Origin of the sequence: Calorimonas adulescens (assembly GCF_008274215.1) — a bacterium.
Classification (GTDB): Bacteria; Bacillota; Thermoanaerobacteria; order Thermoanaerobacterales; family UBA4877; genus Calorimonas; species Calorimonas adulescens.
The window spans coordinates 19984-39594 of the sequence record NZ_VTPS01000006.1 but is presented as its reverse complement, the minus strand read 5'-3'; the positions used below and the strand labels follow the sequence as shown (position 1 = coordinate 39594).

At 41.5% G+C, this 19611-nt stretch carries 10 protein-coding genes and 1 pseudogene; all 11 read right to left on the bottom strand.

The genetic code is table 11. The features are described from left to right. Positions 1–51 precede the first annotated feature (51 nt). The 11 genes and pseudogenes from FWJ32_RS05165 to brxF all read right to left on the bottom strand — a co-directional run bounded on the left by FWJ32_RS05165 (position 52) and on the right by brxF (position 19410). The gene (locus FWJ32_RS05165; RefSeq protein WP_149544911.1) at positions 52–1170 is read right to left on the bottom strand and encodes a radical SAM protein; all 1119 of its coding nucleotides are present in this window, start codon (positions 1168–1170) and stop codon (positions 52–54) included. 4 nt (positions 1171–1174) lie between these two features. After that, on the bottom strand, positions 1175–1534 hold the full coding sequence (gene aroH / locus FWJ32_RS05160; protein ID WP_203227586.1) for a chorismate mutase: 360 nt from the start codon (positions 1532–1534) through the stop codon (positions 1175–1177). A gap of 35 nt (positions 1535–1569) precedes the next feature. Further along, positions 1570–2493, bottom strand: a complete 924-nt coding sequence (locus FWJ32_RS05155) for a DNA-methyltransferase (RefSeq protein ID WP_149544909.1) — start codon at positions 2491–2493, stop codon at positions 1570–1572. Between the two features lie 153 nt (positions 2494–2646). After that, positions 2647–3516, bottom strand: a pseudogene (locus FWJ32_RS05150) (ISLre2 family transposase). Positions 3517–3726: 210 nt separating this feature from the next. Then, positions 3727–4440 carry a hypothetical protein gene (locus tag FWJ32_RS05145; RefSeq protein ID WP_149544908.1) on the bottom strand — a complete coding sequence of 238 codons (714 nt, stop codon included), beginning with the start codon at positions 4438–4440 and terminating at the stop codon, positions 3727–3729. A gap of 2 nt (positions 4441–4442) precedes the next feature. Then, on the bottom strand, positions 4443–6296 hold the full coding sequence (gene pglZ, locus FWJ32_RS05140) for a BREX-3 system phosphatase PglZ (RefSeq protein WP_162523517.1): 1854 nt from the start codon (positions 6294–6296) through the stop codon (positions 4443–4445). A gap of 5 nt (positions 6297–6301) precedes the next feature. Next, the gene (locus FWJ32_RS05135; protein ID WP_162523516.1) at positions 6302–9052 is read right to left on the bottom strand and encodes a DEAD/DEAH box helicase; all 2751 of its coding nucleotides are present in this window, start codon (positions 9050–9052) and stop codon (positions 6302–6304) included. A 13-nt stretch (positions 9053–9065) separates the two neighbouring features. Beyond that, positions 9066–12674: a DUF6079 family protein gene (locus tag FWJ32_RS05130; RefSeq protein ID WP_149544905.1), complete on the bottom strand. Its 3609-nt coding sequence runs from the start codon at positions 12672–12674 to the stop codon at positions 9066–9068. 18 nt (positions 12675–12692) lie between these two features. Beyond that, on the bottom strand, positions 12693–15260 hold the full coding sequence (locus tag FWJ32_RS05125; RefSeq protein WP_149544904.1) for a DNA methyltransferase: 2568 nt from the start codon (positions 15258–15260) through the stop codon (positions 12693–12695). Between the two features lie 14 nt (positions 15261–15274). Next, positions 15275–18934, bottom strand: coding sequence for a DUF6079 family protein (locus tag FWJ32_RS05120; RefSeq protein WP_149544903.1), 3660 nt, complete (start codon positions 18932–18934; stop codon positions 15275–15277). Continuing rightward, positions 18931–19410, bottom strand: coding sequence for a BREX-3 system P-loop-containing protein BrxF (brxF, locus tag FWJ32_RS05115; RefSeq protein WP_149544902.1), 480 nt, complete (start codon positions 19408–19410; stop codon positions 18931–18933). Before brxF ends, FWJ32_RS05120 begins: the two co-directional genes overlap by 4 nt. Positions 19411–19611 lie beyond the last annotated feature (201 nt).

The window sequence follows — 19611 nt, the reverse complement described above, 5'->3', positions numbered from 1 at the left end:
GGTTTAACTATATCTAATAAGATACAACTGAAGGCTCTCTGAAGACGGCGCCTATATAAAGGACAATTGTTTGGGTTTATTCTCTTCTGTGAAACTTTTGCCATTTATAGTTATAAACGGCCTGGCCCTTTTTAAAACTGTCCCGGTACCTTTAAGTTCATCTATGCTATGATATGGATCTTTTACCCTGCGTTCTAATATCCTCTTCGCTGATACAGGTCCAATCCCCGGCACCAACAAAAGCAGATTATAGTCTGCCGTGTTTATCTCCACAGGATAGATCTCAGGATGATTTAAAGCAAAGACATACTTCGGGTCTTTATCCATGGGCAGGTTTCCGTCTTTCTCATAGCTCAGGTCTTCTGGCTTAAACCCATACTGGCTGAAGAGGAAATCCACCTGGTACAATCTGTACTCTCTCATAAGTGGGGTAGGCTCTTTCCCTTCCATAGGCGTGCCCTCTACAGGGCGAAATGCACTAAAATATACCCTGGCAAGGTTGAATTCCCTCTTTAGTCTGTATGCCTCGTCTACTATCTCCCTGTCGCTCTCTCCTGCGGCCCCCACAATGAACTGGGTAGTCTGCGATACACGAATTCCCTTATCTTTAAGCCTTTTAATCTCACTCATGCCGTTTAATATCTCCCCAAACCTCTTGGCCCTTGTCAGTCTTTCCATATATCTTTCCGATGGCACCTCTATATTCAGGGAGAGACGATTTGCCACCTTTGAAGCCTCCTCTATGGCAGCTCGGGAAGCGCCCGGCATGACCTTCATGTGTATATAGCCTTTGAAGTTATATCTTGTCCTCAATATCTTTGCAGTATCTATAAGTGAGGACATGTCGCTGTCAGGATTTTTATCAATAGCAGAGCTTAAAAACAGGCCTTGAATGGAGTGCCTTCTCCTCACCTCCATAAACACCTTTGCCAGTTCCTCCGGGGTAAAGGATGTCCTCTCCGTGTTATTTTCAAACCGGTTTACACAGTAGGCACAGTCTCTATGACATTTATTTGTAAGCAGCACCTTAAATATGGAGCATATGCCATCTGGCGTATGCACCCTGTATATACCATTCTTTATGTAGTCGTCCTCATTTGGCCTACCGCAGCCGCACATGTCGTACTTGGAGGCCTGGCCAAGTATCTTCAGTTTTTCAAAGGAATCCATTCTATCACTTCCCCACCTTATCCGGCCTTAAAGCTTCAGCCTCTCTCAGATATACAAATCTCATCTCATCCTGCCTTTTATCAGTATTAACCAGCATAAGCGCCCTTATGCAGTGGTGTAGGTCACCGGGCTTTGCCATCTCCTGCACATCTAAGAGGGCCACATTATTAAGGCCAAGTTTCCTGGCGCAGGAAGCAGGAAAGACAGCATCAATGTCTGAAGTTACCGAGTATATTATGCACGCAACATCTTCCGGGGCAACATCGTTTTCTTCCATCATGGCTGATGTGAGCTCCATTACAGCCTCCTCTATGGAAGCGGCTGTATTCTCACAGGTAGTCGCACCGCGGATACCTCTGACCATACGCTCATCTCCCATTAACCTCATTCAGCAAACTATTATAAAGTATGCTGACTATTTTCAAAAGAAATTTGTTTATAGTATGCATTAATCCTTTTATTGGCCAGTTCAACATACTCTGGGACTATCTCATATCCTATGTACTTTCTCCCATCTCTTAAAGCAGCCAGACATGTAGTACCGCTACCACAAAATGGGTCTAAGACAACATCACCTTTAAATGTATAGAGTTGTATTAATCTATGTGGCAATTCTTCAGGAAATGGAGCCGGATGTCCAATACTTTTGGCAGACACTGCAGGAAAAGTCCATACACTTTTGGTCCACTCTAAAAAATCTTCTTTGCTTATTGTGCTTTCTTTACCACTACTTTTTCTTGAAAAAGATTCTTTTGAAAAAACTAAGATATATTCGTGAATATCTCTCAAAACAGGATTTGCTGCAGAAAGCCAGCTCCCCCACGCTGTTGAAGGGCTTGCACTTGATGCCTTATTCCATATTATTTCGCCTCTCATAAAAAAGCCAATGTCAATCATATCTTCAATTATAAAAGAGTGTAATGGGATATAGGGTTTCCTGCCTAAGTTTGCAATGTTAATGCATGCTCTTCCGCCGGTGACTAATTTTTTATAAGTTTCCTTAAAAACTTTCTTTAATAATTCTCTGTATTCTTTTAGTAATAAATCTTCATCATATTCTTTTTTTACATTATATGGTGGCGATGTAACCATTAAATGCACACTGCTGTCGGGAATATCATCCATTATTTCACTTGATTTACAGTATATCTTATTTACTTTGTCTGTTGGAATAGTATTTTCTATATATTTAACTTTGTCAGGGAGTTTTAATTCACTATATAAGTTGCTGTTGTAAAATTCTGACGAATCATGATTAATTCTTCCTGGTGTTCCGAAAGAACTTGTTCGGGTTCCGCTTCTATTATATTTTCGATTATCCATTCTCTTACTTCCTTACTAAATCTAAAAATCTTTCAGCCTTTTTTCGTATGTAGGTTCTCTAAATCTCTCATTAACAGTTGCCCCTTAAAACGTTATAGAGGGCTTTCTTGGAAATGGTTATACCTTATGTATCTAATATACATATTAATATCATTACTCATTATTGTAAAGCTTGTAACCTAACTTTGTCCGTGTCTGCAAGTGATAGGGATCCAGTCTATATTCTGCTCCCGAAAAGTATTCTAATCCTCCTTTTGGCCATTCTGCTCCGTCCCCTCCTATATACACTTTCCCTATTTTGTCTAATTTCTATTTGTTACCTACTTTCGCGTATACTTCTTCCCACATGCTCCCTCCTTCTGCTAAACCGCTTACTACTAGTTTGTTCTTTAGTCTATATCTTCCCTGCGACTCTTCTTCTTTCCCTTCATAGATTACAAAGTGCTTTATTTCTCCTTTCTTCTTATCTGACCTCTGCAGTCTTATTACTACCTCGTCTCTTTCTATATAAAGCTTTGCCGTTTCTTCTTTTCCCTCTGCTATCTCTCCATATTCAAACACAGCTTCTTTCTCTTCTTCGCTTTCCTTCTTTATTTCATCTCCCACTTCTTGCACTGCCTTCCATATTGTCATTGCGCTAATGTGAGGGAAAAGATAGCTTAATATTTCTGCTGTCTTCCCAAAAGTCATTTCTGTAGCTAGTTTTGTCGCTATTTCCCTTATCCCCGGTGTTATTCTGGCTCCTGTCGGAATCCCTAATAGTTCATCTAAAAGAAATTTCATCTCACCTGTCTCTTTGTTCCTGTATAATCTTCTCCTATATGTGAATTCCCCAAAAATGCTTATTACCTGCTTCGCTCTAAATCCTATTACTTCCCACACTCTTTTGTCTCGGTTCTCCATTAACTTTCTGTCCATCTCTTCTGCTGCCCACTCAAGAAGTTGTCTTGATACTTTTTGTGTAAGTTCATGTATCCCTCTCTCCAGCTCATAAAAGTCTTTACTCTCCCTTATTATTTTCATTAAACCTTGAGCAAAAAGCAGGATTATACCCACTATGTGTCGAATATCTAATAAAATATCAGACCTCACCTTCCTTTGTTTTGATTTTTGGTTTTTCCCCGGTGAGGTCTTTTTTCTACATTCATACCTCATTTTCCTGCTTCGTTACCTACTGAAATTTTACACTATCAAAATTTTTTTAGAAACAATTTGAGCGCCCCATCTGGAGCGCTACTTCATTACAACAAATGTCTGATTGTCGAACCTGTTTAGCGTCAAAACGTTTGAACCGTTTATCTCATGGGTGGCCAGATTCATTTTAAATGGGAAGAGTGGATATTGTTCTTCTATGGTATCATACTGCAGTGTCTTCCTATTGGTGGCAAGCATATAAGAGTTGATAAGAAACAGTTTATGTTCCGGGTTGTCAACTACAATGCACTTCCCTCTTTTATATTCGCCGGCCTTTTTATCACGGGATATTACCCCAAAATCTGACATTGTAACCAGAGAATATCTTACTACACGCTCCACAGTGCTTCTTTCGCCCCATAGTTCGTATATCCTCTTTTTTACTGATGATGCGTTAAAACTATCATGTAAGTAAAGAAACCTGCCAATAGTTGAGGATATGTCGGTAAAAATAGGAAAAGCTACCATTAAAGCTCCCCAGTGTAATATTATTTTTTGCTCTGAATCTGAACCGTCATATAATTCAATTCCCTTATTTATAAACGATCTATATTCATCAGGGACATCAACCCATGTATCCATCAACATACCGGTACATTTTGAGAGAGATACTCTTCCCTTTATCTTATAAGTAAGATACTCCTTAACTAATTTACGTGTGGTTTCTAAATCTTTGGTATTCTCATATATCTCCACAGTAGAATTTAACCATTCTAATTTCAAAGCCCTGCTAAAACCCACTTTTTTAATCATATTCAAGCATCCTTTCTCAAGTGCACAAATGGTACAATTACTTCTTCAATGGATATTCCTCCATGTCCAACAACAGGTTGATCACTCCGTGCATATGCTCCATTGCCCTCCATGACATAGAATACATAACCCTGCGGCAAGCCATACCCGGGCCAACGTATTTCATGGTGCCCTGAATCATTTCCGCTGTCACTAACTCTATTATAAACTCTAACCCTCTCTCCGTCTATATCAGGGACATACCCTCCACGTTCCATACCTGTCCCTACAGCAGCCACATTACCATGGTCTGAGGTTAAATATACGTCAAAGCTCTTTTCCATTAATTCTCTTATAAACCTCTCTAAACGGCCATTCTTCATCCACAGCCTCAAATTTTCATGAAGCCCATCTATAGATAATTTTGAAGAATGTGCCAGATTATCTACAGCGTCTATCACAACCCCTATTATATCTGCATCATAATTTAGCGATTCAAGCTTATCCGGTACGTCAATAAACTTATAATAGGCTATGTCTGTATGCCCAAAGCCTGCCTCACTCCAAAATCTCGCCCATTCTTTGCCCTCAGGATATGTGCTGAAGTCCTGGCCTATAAAATTCATTGGTATCTGCCCTGAAAATATAGCCCTCCTGGAAATCGGTGTAATGGTTGGTATCCAGGCAAAGCATTTGCCATCATGAAATCGCATCTCCTTGTCTTTAAAGCATGACTCTATTACCGTCCAATCACTAAGTGACATACCGTCCATGACTATCAATGCAATCTTATTGTGGTATGCCCTGCTTTTCAAATACCAGGGTATATGATGTACCATGACAGGACCTGAAACATATGAGAGATAGGGCAAACTACCATACCGCTTTAAAAGCCAGTCTGCAAATTTTGTCTCAACATCATCCCTTACCCTTTCAAATTCACTGGCAACCCCTGTATCTATATTGCCATCATGTCTTATCATTGACACTTCAGCCCACAGACCGGCAATATCAAACCAATCCTTATAGGATCTTGCATCAGCAAGCAACGACTCAAGCCTCCTGGTTATATCCAGCATCCTTTTGGCAAGGGTCTTTGCCCTGTCCACATATACCCCTGCTGCCATCCATGATGAGATACCATCCATATTTTCTACCTCTAAAGGCCTTAAATACCCATCGGTAAATAGATTGTCCATGTATAATTTCAGCCTGTCAAAGTCAATTGATTCTTCACCGCTTACAAATTTAGCCCACTGGTTCTGAAGATACTCCATAAGCCCTGTTTTGTCACTGATATATTCCGGATCAATATTGATTCTTTGTTTCCTTATAATATATTCAATCATATCCGGAGGCAACATTTTATCCTGATACATAAGGTTAAGCAAAGCAGAAATCAAATCCTCAACACCCTTTATCTTATCTATGCTCAGGTTAAATACCTCAGAGATAATAAAGTCCAATGTTTCGTCTGCGGTCATCTTTCCCCCGTTATATCTGGAATACACATCATAAAGCAACGTTAATAGAGAGGGATTTAACGATCTTATAACTCTACTGTCAAGAAGCGGAAAAATCCTGCTTAACTCCATATCGACAAGGCTGCCCTTGCTTAACACATCATATGGAATACCCCTATTATTACTGCATATAACCATGAACACTTTATCCAGAGTGCCGTTATCCCTGCGCTGCCTGTAATCCCTTTCATATTCGTATCTGAATAGGTCAGGGTCATTAAAATAATGTACATCTATACTGCCATCAAAAAGCTCTGACACTGTAACCTCCGAGAAAAAGCCATCGGGGTCATGTATTATTATGATCTGGCCTTTTCTCGACGAAATCCCGTTGAGCAGTTCCTCATAAAACATATCCATCACTCCATGTAGAGGATACACAATGGGTACAGCGAGGGTATAATATTCCTTGATTTTGCAAATTTATCTTCCCATGCCTTTTTCTCTTTTTCTAACTCATTCAGTCTATGTCTCTTAACCGTTTCAAGGCCCACCCTCCCTATCATTTCCTTCTTCAAGGTAAAGGCATATTCCATGCGTTTCCTCTCTTCATCCCTATTCTTTATATATGCATCTCTAATTTCATAAAACATGCTTGAGGCATACTCACTTACCCTTTTGTATAATTCCCCATAAACCCCATCCTCAATTTCCTTCATACCATCATATGTTATGTGAGCATCAGTAGATACAAGCCTGTCCCAGATGGCCTCTGCAGACGGGAGTCTCATCTTCCCCTCATTATTTATAAAGAAAGGAAAAATCTTCACATCATTGGGGCTATCATTTAATGTTATCTGCCATAAAGACCAATAGCCCTCCTCATTGGCCAGGCCATCAATCTTTATCTTCGGTACAGCCTGCCCTTCAGGATATACAGGCAGTTCTTGTATCATCTTTTTAACATACTCATGATTTAGTGTTATAGCATTTGCACCATTCCCTGAAGGGTCAAAAGTAACCCCTTTATATCTTCTGACCCCATCAATGGTTATGTCAAAACCATTTTTGCCCTCTTTTACTGTTCCTCCATTATAAAGCACATAATTTATAAACATCGTCCTCAACAGTTCATATATTTCTCCGTATTTAATGTTTTTCAATATATCTATGCTGAGTTCTTTTTCATCGCTGAGGATATCATTAAACTCCTTAATATATTTAGATCTGCTCTTCACATTTTCAATATACCTATCCACATAATACTCTATATCCTCAGGACTCATAACAGAATTCATGACCATCTCCATTGCTTCCTCTTCCGACAGAGCAGAATCGAGTATATCTGACATCTTGTCCACACCAAACTCTTCCATAATTACTCTGAGTTTGTCTTCCAGTATCTTTCTCACCCTGCATTCCACAGTATCCTGAATCATAAGGTTTATCGCTATGACATCCCTTGTCTGCCCTATCCTATCTACCCTGCCTATCCTTTGTTCTATCTTCATCGGATTCCAGGGCATATCGTAGTTTATAACTATGTGGCAAAACTGCAGATTCAGTCCCTCTCCACCGGCATCTGTGGATATCAGTATGTCACAGTCTCCAGCAAAATCTTCAAGAGAACTGATCCTTTCATTGATACCCATTTTACCGTTTATGAGGGCTACCTTATGCCCGTGACTCATAAGGTAGTCGCATATATATCCCTGTGTGGCAACAAACTCCGTAAATATAAGTATCTTCTCATCGTTTCCAAATCTCAGTTTTAAACTGTTGATCTCCTCTACAAGCCATTCCAGCTTTACATCTATAAACTGACGCTCAGCCTGTTTAGCAAGGTTTATAAGCCTCTCCAGCTCCTTTATCTCCTTTTTTGTGTTATATGAACCTATGGATATAACATTATCTAAGACTTCCTGGGCATCCATATCGATAAGTTCTTCCTCATTTAGTCCCGCCTGATTAGAAGCCTCATCCTTTAAAACTGATAGTCTTTTTTCAAGGCTTACCCTTATAGCCCTGGTGCTGCTGGTGACCATCCTCTGCATAAGGGTCATCAGAAACCCCAAAAATACCTTTTTTTCTTTCTTAGCAATGCAGTACCCTTCAGAGGCATACTTTGTAACCTCTTTATATAGGTTTGACTGTTCCTCATGTCTTGGGCCCCAGGCTATTTCCCTCATGAAGGTCTCCCTCTTTTTAAATAGAAGTGCACCACTGCCATCTATTGCCTTTCTTTTTTCGGTGCGAATCACATAGGGAGAGACCTGTTCCTTCGTAAGTGCCTTTGCATTGGGAAATGCCTCACTGTCTAAGAGCTTCATTACTCTCCAGAAGGGTTCACTCTTCCCCTGATGAGGTGTGGCAGTCAGGAGAAGTAAATGTGTGGCAGAATTGGCCAGGCCCTCCCCCAGGTCATGTCTCGCCACCGCCTCGCTGCTTCCACCCAGCCTGTGCGCCTCATCCACAATCACCATATCCCATCCCGCCTCAATCAGGTCATTAAAGCGCAATCTGTTGTATTCATCGATCTCTTCCTGTGTCCAGCCCTGTCTCCTTTTAATGGGCTTTATAGCATCCATGGAGCATATGACCTTATCAAACTCTGTCCATATGTTACTGTCATTATAGATATGCTTCAGCGAAGTCAGGTCCTCTGACCTGACAATGTGAAAATCCTCGTTAAATTTTAGCCGCATCTCTTCCTTCCATTGCAGAGTTAAACTGGAGGGAGTGACGATTAGCACCCTCTTTACAAGCCCTCTCATCTCCATCTCTGTCATTATAAGCCCAGCCTCTATAGTCTTCCCCAGTCCCACCTCATCAGCAAGTAGAAACCTTATCCTATTCGAGCTTATTGCCCTCACTAAGGCATATATCTGATGGGGCAGGGGAATAATATTGCTGCCAATCGGCGAAAGGATGCTCTGTCTTGCTATCAATTCCTTGAGCTTTGCCCCGGCAAGGATATACCTTATCCTGTGTTCATCATAAACATAACCCTCATTTATATCCCCAACTCCGTCAGCCGGCAGGGTGTATATCCTCCCTGATGTTGGGTCATACACTAAGCAGTTTGTTGTATTCCAAAGCTCATATCTCTCTACAGCTTTAACCGGTTTATTATTCCACCTATCAAAGACCCAATGTACATTTTCTCCCATAACAATCATCCTATCATTTAATCACAAGTTTAACCTTTTTATTGCCTACAATTGAATCCACATATCCTATGAGATAATTTTTTAGCTCATCGGCTGTAAATATTTTTCTTTTTGCCCTTATATCCTTAAATATATCCTCAAGACCCACTTCTATAATCTCCGAATTGTCCAGCAGCTCATTTATGATATTAACAATTTTCAAATTCATTTCGTCGGGCAGCTTTTTATTCTCTATGATACTTTTTATAATCTTCTTATCATCCTCCTGCAGATATTGGGTCCTGCTCAGCACCATAGGGTCTTCAAGGGTATCGACAATCAGGCTGGCACAGTCATCATAATCCTTTTTCAGTTCATTTATAATATTTTCCAGTGTATTTGCATCTACATATTCTCTGGAAACTGGTTTAAATTTGCAATATGGGCAGAGGGGATTGCCCTGCATATCTCCCTCGTCAAGTTCCTGGCACACCTTTATGGAAGCAGCACTGTTTATTAAATCATTATAGTTTGCTAATGGCAACTTAAGGTTTATAGACCTGAGCATATCTATCTGTTTCTTATATGTGCTATTCAATATCTCTGTCCGCAGTCTCTCCAAGTTTTTATCTGCCCTGCATCTATTGTGTATGTCTATATAAGCGTGTATATATCTTGATTTCAAATCATCCAGCTTCCTCAGTACATCATCTATGGTTTCCTCATTTAATAGCCCCGGTTCCTTTACCCTATACATCAAATCTTTCTTTATAGCTTCAAATTCACTTTTCCAGATCTCGTCATCATACCATTTTTCTACTTCCATGAGATATCCATTGTATGACCTTGTAACCTCTTTTAACAGTTTAAGGCTCTTAAGCCTGTCTATAATGGCTTTCATCTCATAGATATGTCCCTCATCACCCTCATAAACCTTCATATTTCGCAATCTGATAGGGGTATTGTATTCTTTATAGTAGTCCAGTATCTTGTTGAATTGCTTGAGCTCATCCTTATACTTATTTACATCCTCACCAGTAAGCACAGCAAGGTCAAAGACCCTCAAATCCTCTGATAAAGCTGACAGGCAGGTATTGATATCCTTTTTTAATGTATTTATCCCATCAATAAATGACTTTACCGACCTCTCATCAAATACACATTCGCCTTCGCCGCCAACTGCTCTGTAAATCCTTTCAATCTCCTCTGCAGATGGTTTTTCCATTTTACGATATCCTGAAAATAAAGTAATCTCTGACACATTATATCGGCTTAAACCTGATATATTCAGGAGATTTATCTCGTCCTTTTGCAGCTTTAGTACAGCTTCGCCGCAGTAGACTAAGGAAAGCAGGACAACTGCCACCCATTCTGTCTCCAGTCTAAAACGCCTATCCAGATCAAAGCCGTCAATTATATCTTCTCTTGCTATACCATCCGGTTTATCATTCAATAATCCCAGAAAATATCCAGCATATTTAGAGTCATGAATGTTGACTTCCGTACCATCCCACAGCTCCAAAGACTCCAGTATCTTTTTCCCCAGTTCATTCCTCTTTCCTGATAAAAAGTTAATTGCGGCCCTGAAGACCTCATTTCTGTTTTTATTGGTGATGACGGTATTAAACCTTGGATAATCCGGCAGTATTGTCGCCATATAGTCATACAGGCCCATGTTTATGCATTCATCTATGATCTCTTTGAAACTCATTTTATCATTCTGCCTATCGATTTTGATCTTTTTACCTCCATACCTTACGTCAAAGGCATTTCTCATATGTATATCAAGCCATTCATTCAGGCCTCTGGCATATTTCCTGCACTTTTCATCATAGATCTGCTTGATATCATCTGTGGCAAGTTGGTACAGATATCTGGCAGCCGAATAGTGTTTGAGGTCGTTTTCAAATTTCTCATCATAGTTTCTCATGATAAAATAGAGATAGTTATCCCTTATCTGATCAGGTTCTATATCATTATATGGCCCCACAAACAGGGCGCACAGCATATCTCCTAAGGGGCTGTTTTCTTCAGGGAGTCCAAATTTGATATAGACTCCTCTTTCGATATTCTTCTCTTTCCAGATGAGGCTATAACTCCACAGCAGGTGAGCATCCGCTATTTTGCTCGATTCAGCCAGTTCCAATTTATTGAGCAATATCTCATAAAAGTATCTGTTGAGTGCATCGTTGCTTATTACATCCACAGCCTCATCAATCTTTGCGTCATAATCAATGTCCCTCTTCAGGTCCAGATAATATTCCTCTTTTTCCCTGTTGAACATTATAAACTGGGACCTTGTTGCCTTCATAAGCTCCGTAATGCACTGATTGACAGACTCCTTAAGGGCATCTCGTTTAAGTTCATGAATGGCAGGGAAAAGATTGAGCCCATCAATGAGTCCATTCAAGGAAACCCCTCTATCGCTGTCTGTGTCTCCACCTACCAGCCTATACACGCTCAATGCATTTATAATCCTGTATATAACCTTCTTTTTATCCTCATCTATAGATGACTCTGAAATAATCCTGTGCAGGTCAGCATATCTTTCCATTACACGGTTTATGCCCGGATCTGCTGTAGCAGAGGGAGTCTTTAGTATATACTCCCAGTACCCATCATAAGAGATTATACCCGGTCCATTCCCGATATCCTTATCCAACCTGTCTCTCATGATCACAGACACAGCCTTTAATACCTCTCTGTTGCTGGATGTTAAAACCTGGCCCACCATATCAAAGAATGCTGGGTGAATCGGGTACAGGTCTATATACCTTTCCAGGTTTTCTGACATTCCGGTATAGAGTTTGCAGTACCGCCATATATGCTCCCTTATCTTTTTTCGCTGTTCCTCATTTTTCTTCAAAAGCCTTTTTGACACCACATTGGCTATGTCCTCATTGGTTATAATGAACTGGTCAAACCTGTCTGCCACTCTTCTTACAGAATCAGCAAGGAAGTGAAAAGATGGGTTATCAAAAAGCGGCTCCTGTATCCCGGTGATAAATCTGATGTCCGAGATACCGCAAAGTTCACCCATTTCCCTCAGGTAGTTAAGGTCCAGTATTACCTCATTTTCCTTTTTGCCCCTTATAAAGTCCAGAAGCTCATCCACCACAATGAGATAGCCTTTTTCAGGATAATGCTTCTTAAAGAGAGACATCATCTCCAAGGTGCACTGCTTATTGTTTGGTATACTATCCATCGGTGGGAATCTATATGTTATGCCTCTCTTGAGCAGATCCTTTTCTATCTCTTTTGTCACGGCATCCCTGAGCGATATGAGTGAAGCCCCCAACTCTATCCTGAGTACCTCAAACCTGCCTGCAATCCTGTCCATGTATTCCCTTAGCTTTTCATCTTTCAGATGCTCGAGCAGTCCCTTATGTTCTGCTATGGAGGATACGACAGACATGAGGTGAGACTTACCTGAACCATAATTTCCCACCACAAATATACCCTTTCTGCCAGCGCCATCAAGATTAAGGTTTGAGATTATAAGCCTATCTATATTGCTCGTCATTTTCTCCGATGTCACATAACTTTCTACCATGCCTGCAGCCTTATCCATGTTCGACGAGGCGTCGCTCAGGCTTATCACAGTTTCTATGGGCTCAAATTCCATTAATTCACGATACTTCATAAATATCCCCCTAATATATCACTGCCCCAACCTCGTGAGGGCATTATCATAATACATCATGATGACATCGTCCTCTTCCAGTATGTCGGATGGCAGCCTGTCCCCTATATCAGCTATGGTCTTGTAGTCTTTATCTCCCCAACACTTCTTAAATCCGGCCCTTATGGCCTCACTCCTGAATTCTTTTAGCCTGCCCCTGCTGTTTTTATACTCCTCGAACTGTTTTAGCAGTGTCTTTTCTCTAAGTCTTTCCAGATCTGACTTCTTGTTTGGATCGGGTATATACCATCTACCCTCTTCATCCTTGAGAAAGTTTTCTTCAAGAATCTCTGAAAGCTCAGGCATACTCTCATGCCTTGCCTGGTGGAATGCCTTCAGGAATTTCGGCTCTATATCCTGATACGTCTGAGAGCTTTTGCTCAGTTCCCACAAAAGCCACTGGATGGCTGTCTTCTCATCAGAGACTAAGAATGAAAACTGATCTGACATATTTTCCATCATCCGCCTTCGGTCATAAATGCTCACCTGAGTGGGAAGGAAATACATCCCGTCTCTTTCTATAAAGTGTTTTTCAAGCCCGGCGTAAAAGTCTGCGGCACCCATGGGTATGGCCAGGCCATGCATCACATGGAACTTTATCATGCTGTCGTAGAGAAGCTGTGGAGTCCTCTCCTTTACGATATCTATCTCTCCCTTGTCAGTTTCGACAACAACCGGGAGCTTCTCCAGGTGCTGCCTTACATAATCCCATACAGCCTCCTCCGTGCCTGCCTTATTCAAGAATCCCTCTACAAATGATGCCCTGGGCTTGTATGCCGAGATAATCATGTCCTTTTTCATGGCAGTGGTTGTCGTAACCTGATTAAAACTCCCCTGCTTTTTATCCAGAGACCTCACATCCGCAATAACAAAACCCGCCTTGAGTATGGCTTGCTGTATGGCGTTCCAGACGCTGTTTTTGCTATTGTGAAACTCCACGGTCATCCATCTGCCCGGCTTCAATACCCTGTACATCTCAGCAAAGCACTTTTCCATGAGCTCCTGGTACTCATGCAGCCCCTTACCCTGCACTCTGTTTATGATGGCCTCTTGTTTATTGTTGGTAAAGACCTTAAGCCATGCCTCCCAGAGGAAGTTGAGTTCCGAATACATAAGGTTATCGCCAAATGGAGGAACAGTGAATATATAGTCTATGGAATTAGATGGGATAGTGGTATTAAAACATGCTTGTGTAAATATACAATTATGAAAATTATTTTTTTTACTTACATTTAAACATGAAATAATTAAATCTTTCCGATGATTTACATGATGAAACACTGAATTTTCTTTAACCAGTGAAGGTATGTACAAAGTTCCTGAAACCTTACCACCGCCTCCCCTGTCAAATAAATATCTATTTAGTACAGAAGTTCTTTCTTGAGAGGAATTTAGTAACCATATTAATTTAGAAATTATATTATCATCATTAATCTGTTTAGCTTTCTCATACAGTGCACTCAATACCCATAAATTCCTCTTTGTATAAAAATGGTGCACATGGGTTATGCCTATTCTCAGAGGTTCTCCTGTTTTATCTCCTTTCGGTATTTTATCCGTCGGATACCAGTATGGTATATCCATGCCCTCTATCCTGTCTATGAGCTCTAAGTCATAGGCATCGGGTTTTTTCTCATATCTCCTGCCCATGGCTGTGTAGTTTATGAGGACAGGCACCTGCTTTGCCTGCCTCACCGTCTCGCCTATGGCCTTATCATAGTATGTCCTCCAGGCCCTCTCCATCTTTCCCTTGGATAATGACGCCCCGCAGTGAGGACACTCAAACTCGTCCAAGACTTTGCCGCTCTCCTTGTCTACCGCTGCATCCCAGAAGACTACCTCCTCACTGCAGCTCGGACAGACAAAAACATCCGACCACACGGTGTAGTTTATCCTGCCCTTTATGGGCATGCCTTTTACGTCATTTTGAATCTCGCCATCTATTGTGTGATAGGTTTCATACATCCAGCCGCACTCTTTTTCTACCTCATCCAGTATCCTCTTGGCCTCTTTCTCAAACTCCGCAGCATTTACTGGACTGTTGTAGTTATAGGCTATGAATGTGGCAGCAGGAGAAAGGTCGCACAGGATAGCCCTCCTGGCACCCCACTTCACCTCTTCTCCCCTCGCCTTCATCTCGTTTTCTACCTTCAGCTTAAATTCAGGATCTGGATTGCCGCACGTCTGGGCAGCTACCCCCGTCATGCCTGTGCCGCAAAACCCGTCAAATACAATATCCCCCGGCTCTGTGTAGTGTAGTATGTACCTCATTATGGCCTTATGCGGTACCTTGGTGTGGTACGAATGGGCATTGTATATGGGGTCGTTCTTGCCCTCAGATATATCAGCAGTGAATGGCTCCCTGTGATAGCTGTCATTTTCCTCATCATAGGGACGGCCATACCTCTCAATAAACTCGTCTATAAATGGATTGGGGCAGGCTGTATAGTAAGGAGGGTCTGAGATGGCTATGATGTCCTCATCCCTCCCTATGGGAAAACCCTCTATATGCCTTACCTTGTCCAGCACTTCTTTTGTCAGCTCCATCGGATATCCTCCCGTCATTCTATGATAATCCTGATTTTTTCCTTGTTCTTTCCCCTGGTCTTACTCTTTATATATTCATCAAATCTTCTATACATCTCATCCATAGTGTATGGAGTACCATTGCCCTTAAGCGTGCTTATCAGGTCATCTGTTGATATTTTCACCCCGTCAAGGCCCTCTAAAAGCGTCTCTATGGTACTTACAAACTGATAATCAATCCTGTCAGGTAGCTCCCTGCTTCTTTTAAAGTCCTCGATGATTTTCCTCTGTTCAGGGTTTAAAAGCTGCAAATCGTCTTTCAATGCCGGGTCCTCAATATTATCCAGTATGACATCTTTCCACTGGTATAGAAGCCCTGACATTTCCTCTTCTATTTTGTCCAGCTCTCCATATACCAAGATATTTTCCTGCTGTGGATTAAAGCCGCAGTGATGGCATACAGGGCTTTTCTCCATGTCCTGCTTGGTAAGACTGTAGCATGTCTGCAATTTTGACAATTTGTCAAGTAGCTCCAAATATTTAGACCTGCTTACCACCTTAATATTTTTGAGGGCATCCAGTTTTGACTTAATCTCGCCATTCATTATTTTCTTTTTTCTGTTATCATCATTTACATCCAGCCTGTATTTTTTGTGGTTATCCATATACCAGTCAATGTATCGCTCTATGGCAGACTGCAGTTTTTTCTTATAGGAGGCTATAAAACTCGAATCCAATTTCGCAGCGTTTTTAACTGCCTCTTTGAGCTCACCCTTAAGGTTATTGACTTCATCCTCCAAATCCTTATCCCCAATATATGCTTCTGCCTGCATGAGATAGGATGTCATACTGTCTATCTCATCCTTAAAAGCCTTTAGCTTTTCTATCTTTTCTATTATCTTTACATATTCCTTGTAGCCGTCAAGCTCGGCTTCTTGATATCTGAAATTCTTCAATTTAGCCGGTGTGTTAAACTTCTTAAGGCCGTCCAGGAAATTTGATAGCTTTTTCATATCCTCCTTATAGTCAATCATGTCCTTGTCGTCTATAAACGGTATGCCCCAGGCTGAGATACCGGCTGACAGGATTTTCTGTGCCTCAATGACCCTGTTCGTCAGAGCATCAGCACTGGATAAAACGGAGTTTACCGTGTCGCTGGTATTCCAGTAATTGGCCTGGCCTGGAGGCAAACCCAGGAACTCCATGAGTTTCCTTATGGCAGCTATGGGAGGGCCCTCCGGCCTCTTAATATATGCAAAGTTTACAAGATTAAATGGATTCATCTTAGCCAGCTCATCCATACCGGCAGCATCATAATCCTTTCCTGATATCGATACTACAATGTCTCCACTGTATACAAGGGCAGCCATGGCAACAAATACCCACTCCGCCTCAAGCCTGTATGCAGTGTCGTAATAATAGCCGTTTATCTCTGTAAGGATATCCTTCCTGTTGAGGACCCTGCCGGGTTCAAGGGTATTTAGCTTTTCCAGTATACTCCTGGCATACCTTGACTTGCCCGGTCTCACCTCGTCCCCATCTAAGAGCTCAAGGGCCTCAAGGACCCTGCGTCCATTGTCGCTATGTCTGCCGTTAAGGTAGTCTAAGGCATCCTTAAACGCCTTCTCACGGTTTTCCTTGGTTATTATGGTTTTAAATGAAGGATATTCCGGTGCAACAGACCTGAACCATGTGGATAGGAGGTTTGAAGCCGCCCTGTCGATATAGTCTTTAAACTCCTTAAGTCCATAGCTGCCTTTTATAACCTCAGATAAATCATAATTCACTCCCCTGTATATCACCTCAAATGCACTGCTAACATTTTTTGTAAGCCAATTTACCATGTCTTTCATATGCTGCTCAGCCTTGGCATTATATATCTTTTTGTCATCGGCAGAAGATCTGCTGGCCCGGCTTATGGATGCTGCGTATAGTTTTATATGCCATTCAAACTCCTTATCCATCCTTTTTAATACAAAGAATACCTCATCCTCTTTATCCTCTTTAAAGTAGCCTCCGCCCTCATAGGGACTAATGAAGTAAATATAAAAGTCATGGGGAGGCTGTGCAGTCGGTCTATCCGCCGGGGTGCCGAGGAAGAGGTAGCCCTCCCGCATCACTTTTTTCTCGTCCCACAGCAGGTCATACTCCCATATCTTCATGCCACGTACATATTCCGATTTATCCCACTTCATAACCTTTAATATGGCATCATAATAAGAATCTGTAAGGTCGTCTTCCTCTAAGATATCGGCCTCTTTTTCTATCTCCGCATCATAGTCTATGTCCTTTTTGATATCGAGATAATACTGCCCGTTGTCCTGATTATGGCCGATAAACCGACCGCTTACCGTCTTTATTATATCTTTCAAGCTGGTCTCCACTGTAGTAAGAAGAAAATCATCTGTCAGCTCCGGTACATGGGTATAAAGGCAGAGGTCGTCCCTCATCTGCTTTGCCGTAAGACCTATAGGGCTCGTGTAATCATCTGTGGTGAGGCGATATACACAGATGGCATGAATTATTCTTAACGCCAGAGGCTTTGTACTCTTCTTGGGAAAAGAGTGGTCTATGATATCCTCCAGTCTGCCTCCCTTGTCTATAACATCCCGCACACCGGGAATGGTCCTCAATTCTTTTTCCTCCTTCAGATGACTCCAATAGGCGTCAAAGGATATCAGGTCTGGCTCTTCATCCCCTATCTCTTTATCAATAATCTTCTTTATATCCCTTGAAACAGTCTTTAATATCTCCCTCTTTTCCACCACCAGTATCTTTTCAAAGACATCTATGTACATCGGGTGTATGGGGAAAAGCTCTACGTATCTGTCCATCCTGCTGGACATATCCTCATAGAGATGGCTGAATTTCTCAAGGTGTCTTCTTATCCATTTCTTCTGTTTATCATCCTTTTTCAAGAGCCTATTTGATATGACATAGGATATGTCTTCACGGGTAATAAACAACTGTTTAAACCTATCCATAACCCTCTTGATAGCCTGTGCCATCCTCTGAAAAGATGGAACATCATAAAGGGCCTCCTGTATCCCTGCTATAACCCTTATGCGGCTCAGGCTGGCCACCTCGCCCAGTTCTCTTAAAAAGCCCAGGCTCTTTATCATTTCATGTTCCTTCTGTCCTCTCAAATAATCGAGGAGTTCGTCTACCACAATCAGGTAGCCGCAGTCGGGATATTTATCCTGAAACAGTGACATCATTTCCATAAGGCTTTCTTTGTTGTTGGCTATGGTACTGGCAGAGGGAAATCTGTACTCTATCCCCAGAGACTTAAGGTGTTCCTCTATTTTGTTTAGTATTATATCTCTGAGGGGCGTCTCAACACCTCCGATCTCTATCCTCAATACCTTAAACCTACCTGCAATGGCAGCCGCATCATTTACAAACCTCTGGTTGTCAACCAGTGCTAAAAGATCCTCGTGTTCTGCTATTGAGGAGATGACAGACATAAGATGGGACTTGCCCGTACCATAGTTGCCCACTATAAATACCCCTTTGTTATCCTGTGGGATATCAAAGCGCAGGTTTTGAATTACTATCGTTGATATCATATCTGCCATTTTATCGGACATGACATAGGTCTTTATAAGAGACTTCGCCTTTTCTTTGTCATCGGCGCTCTTTAATTGGGTTACCGTCTCTATGGGTTCAAAATGGATGAGTTCGCTGTATTTCATTGGATTTGTCTCCTCTCTAAGTCTAATATGGGTACCTCAATGCCATTCTTGCCGTATGTCTTGTATTCCGGATGGCCGTACTCGGCATATATGAGTTTGTCGTTTTCAAATCGGCCAGGCCAGGCCGCAACAATCTTTCTGTATCTGCTCTCATGCTTCAAAAGGCTCAAGGGATTTAACTTGAGGTGTGGGGCAAAGAGCAGCTCAATATTATCTATCAGGAGCGGTTCCTTCTCTATGCTGTTTAATATCTCCCTGAGACAGTCTGTGGCCTTATATGCCCTCTCCTCTATAGGATACTCCAGGAGCTTCTCGGATAGGGCCAGGCCCAGGTTGACATATGTCCCACACTGGTCAGCAATGGATTTCAAAATGTCCGTCTTTCCAGAGCCGCCTGCGCCTACAATGAGTATCAACCGATAATACGAGTTATCCAGATTGTTCAATAGCCCCATTATTTTTTCTTCAATATCCAAATCAAACCATCCCCTTATATTTTAAACCACCATTCTGTCACGGTGTGTCATGTATCCATCAAAAGACGTGATTATTAGTTTAATATTTCTACAAATTATATAAAATTCCTTCATCTTTTTAAAAGAAGTAGATAATTAAAAGCCCCCATAGCTGGGGACTTTTAATCTTAGAGGGTTACTCACTCTTATATATTCTCATAT

Bases quoted from the DNA above. Each gene is read 5' to 3' on its own strand.
- FWJ32_RS05120 (WP_149544903.1), bottom strand. From the start codon at position 18,934: ATGAAATACAGCGAACTCATCCATTTTGAACCCATAGAGACGGTAACC.
- aroH (WP_203227586.1), bottom strand. From the start codon at position 1,534: ATGGTCAGAGGTATCCGCGGTGCGACTACCTGTGAGAATACAGCCGCT.
- pglZ (WP_162523517.1), bottom strand. From the start codon at position 6,296: ATGTTTTATGAGGAACTGCTCAACGGGATTTCGTCGAGAAAAGGCCAG.
- FWJ32_RS05130 (WP_149544905.1), bottom strand. From the start codon at position 12,674: ATGAAGTATCGTGAATTAATGGAATTTGAGCCCATAGAAACTGTGATA.
- FWJ32_RS05145 (WP_149544908.1), bottom strand. From the start codon at position 4,440: ATGATTAAAAAAGTGGGTTTTAGCAGGGCTTTGAAATTAGAATGGTTA.
- FWJ32_RS05165 (WP_149544911.1), bottom strand. From the start codon at position 1,170: ATGGATTCCTTTGAAAAACTGAAGATACTTGGCCAGGCCTCCAAGTAC.
- FWJ32_RS05155 (WP_149544909.1), bottom strand. From the start codon at position 2,493: ATGGATAATCGAAAATATAATAGAAGCGGAACCCGAACAAGTTCTTTC.
- FWJ32_RS05135 (WP_162523516.1), bottom strand. From the start codon at position 9,052: ATGGGAGAAAATGTACATTGGGTCTTTGATAGGTGGAATAATAAACCG.
- FWJ32_RS05125 (WP_149544904.1), bottom strand. From the start codon at position 15,260: ATGGAGCTGACAAAAGAAGTGCTGGACAAGGTAAGGCATATAGAGGGT.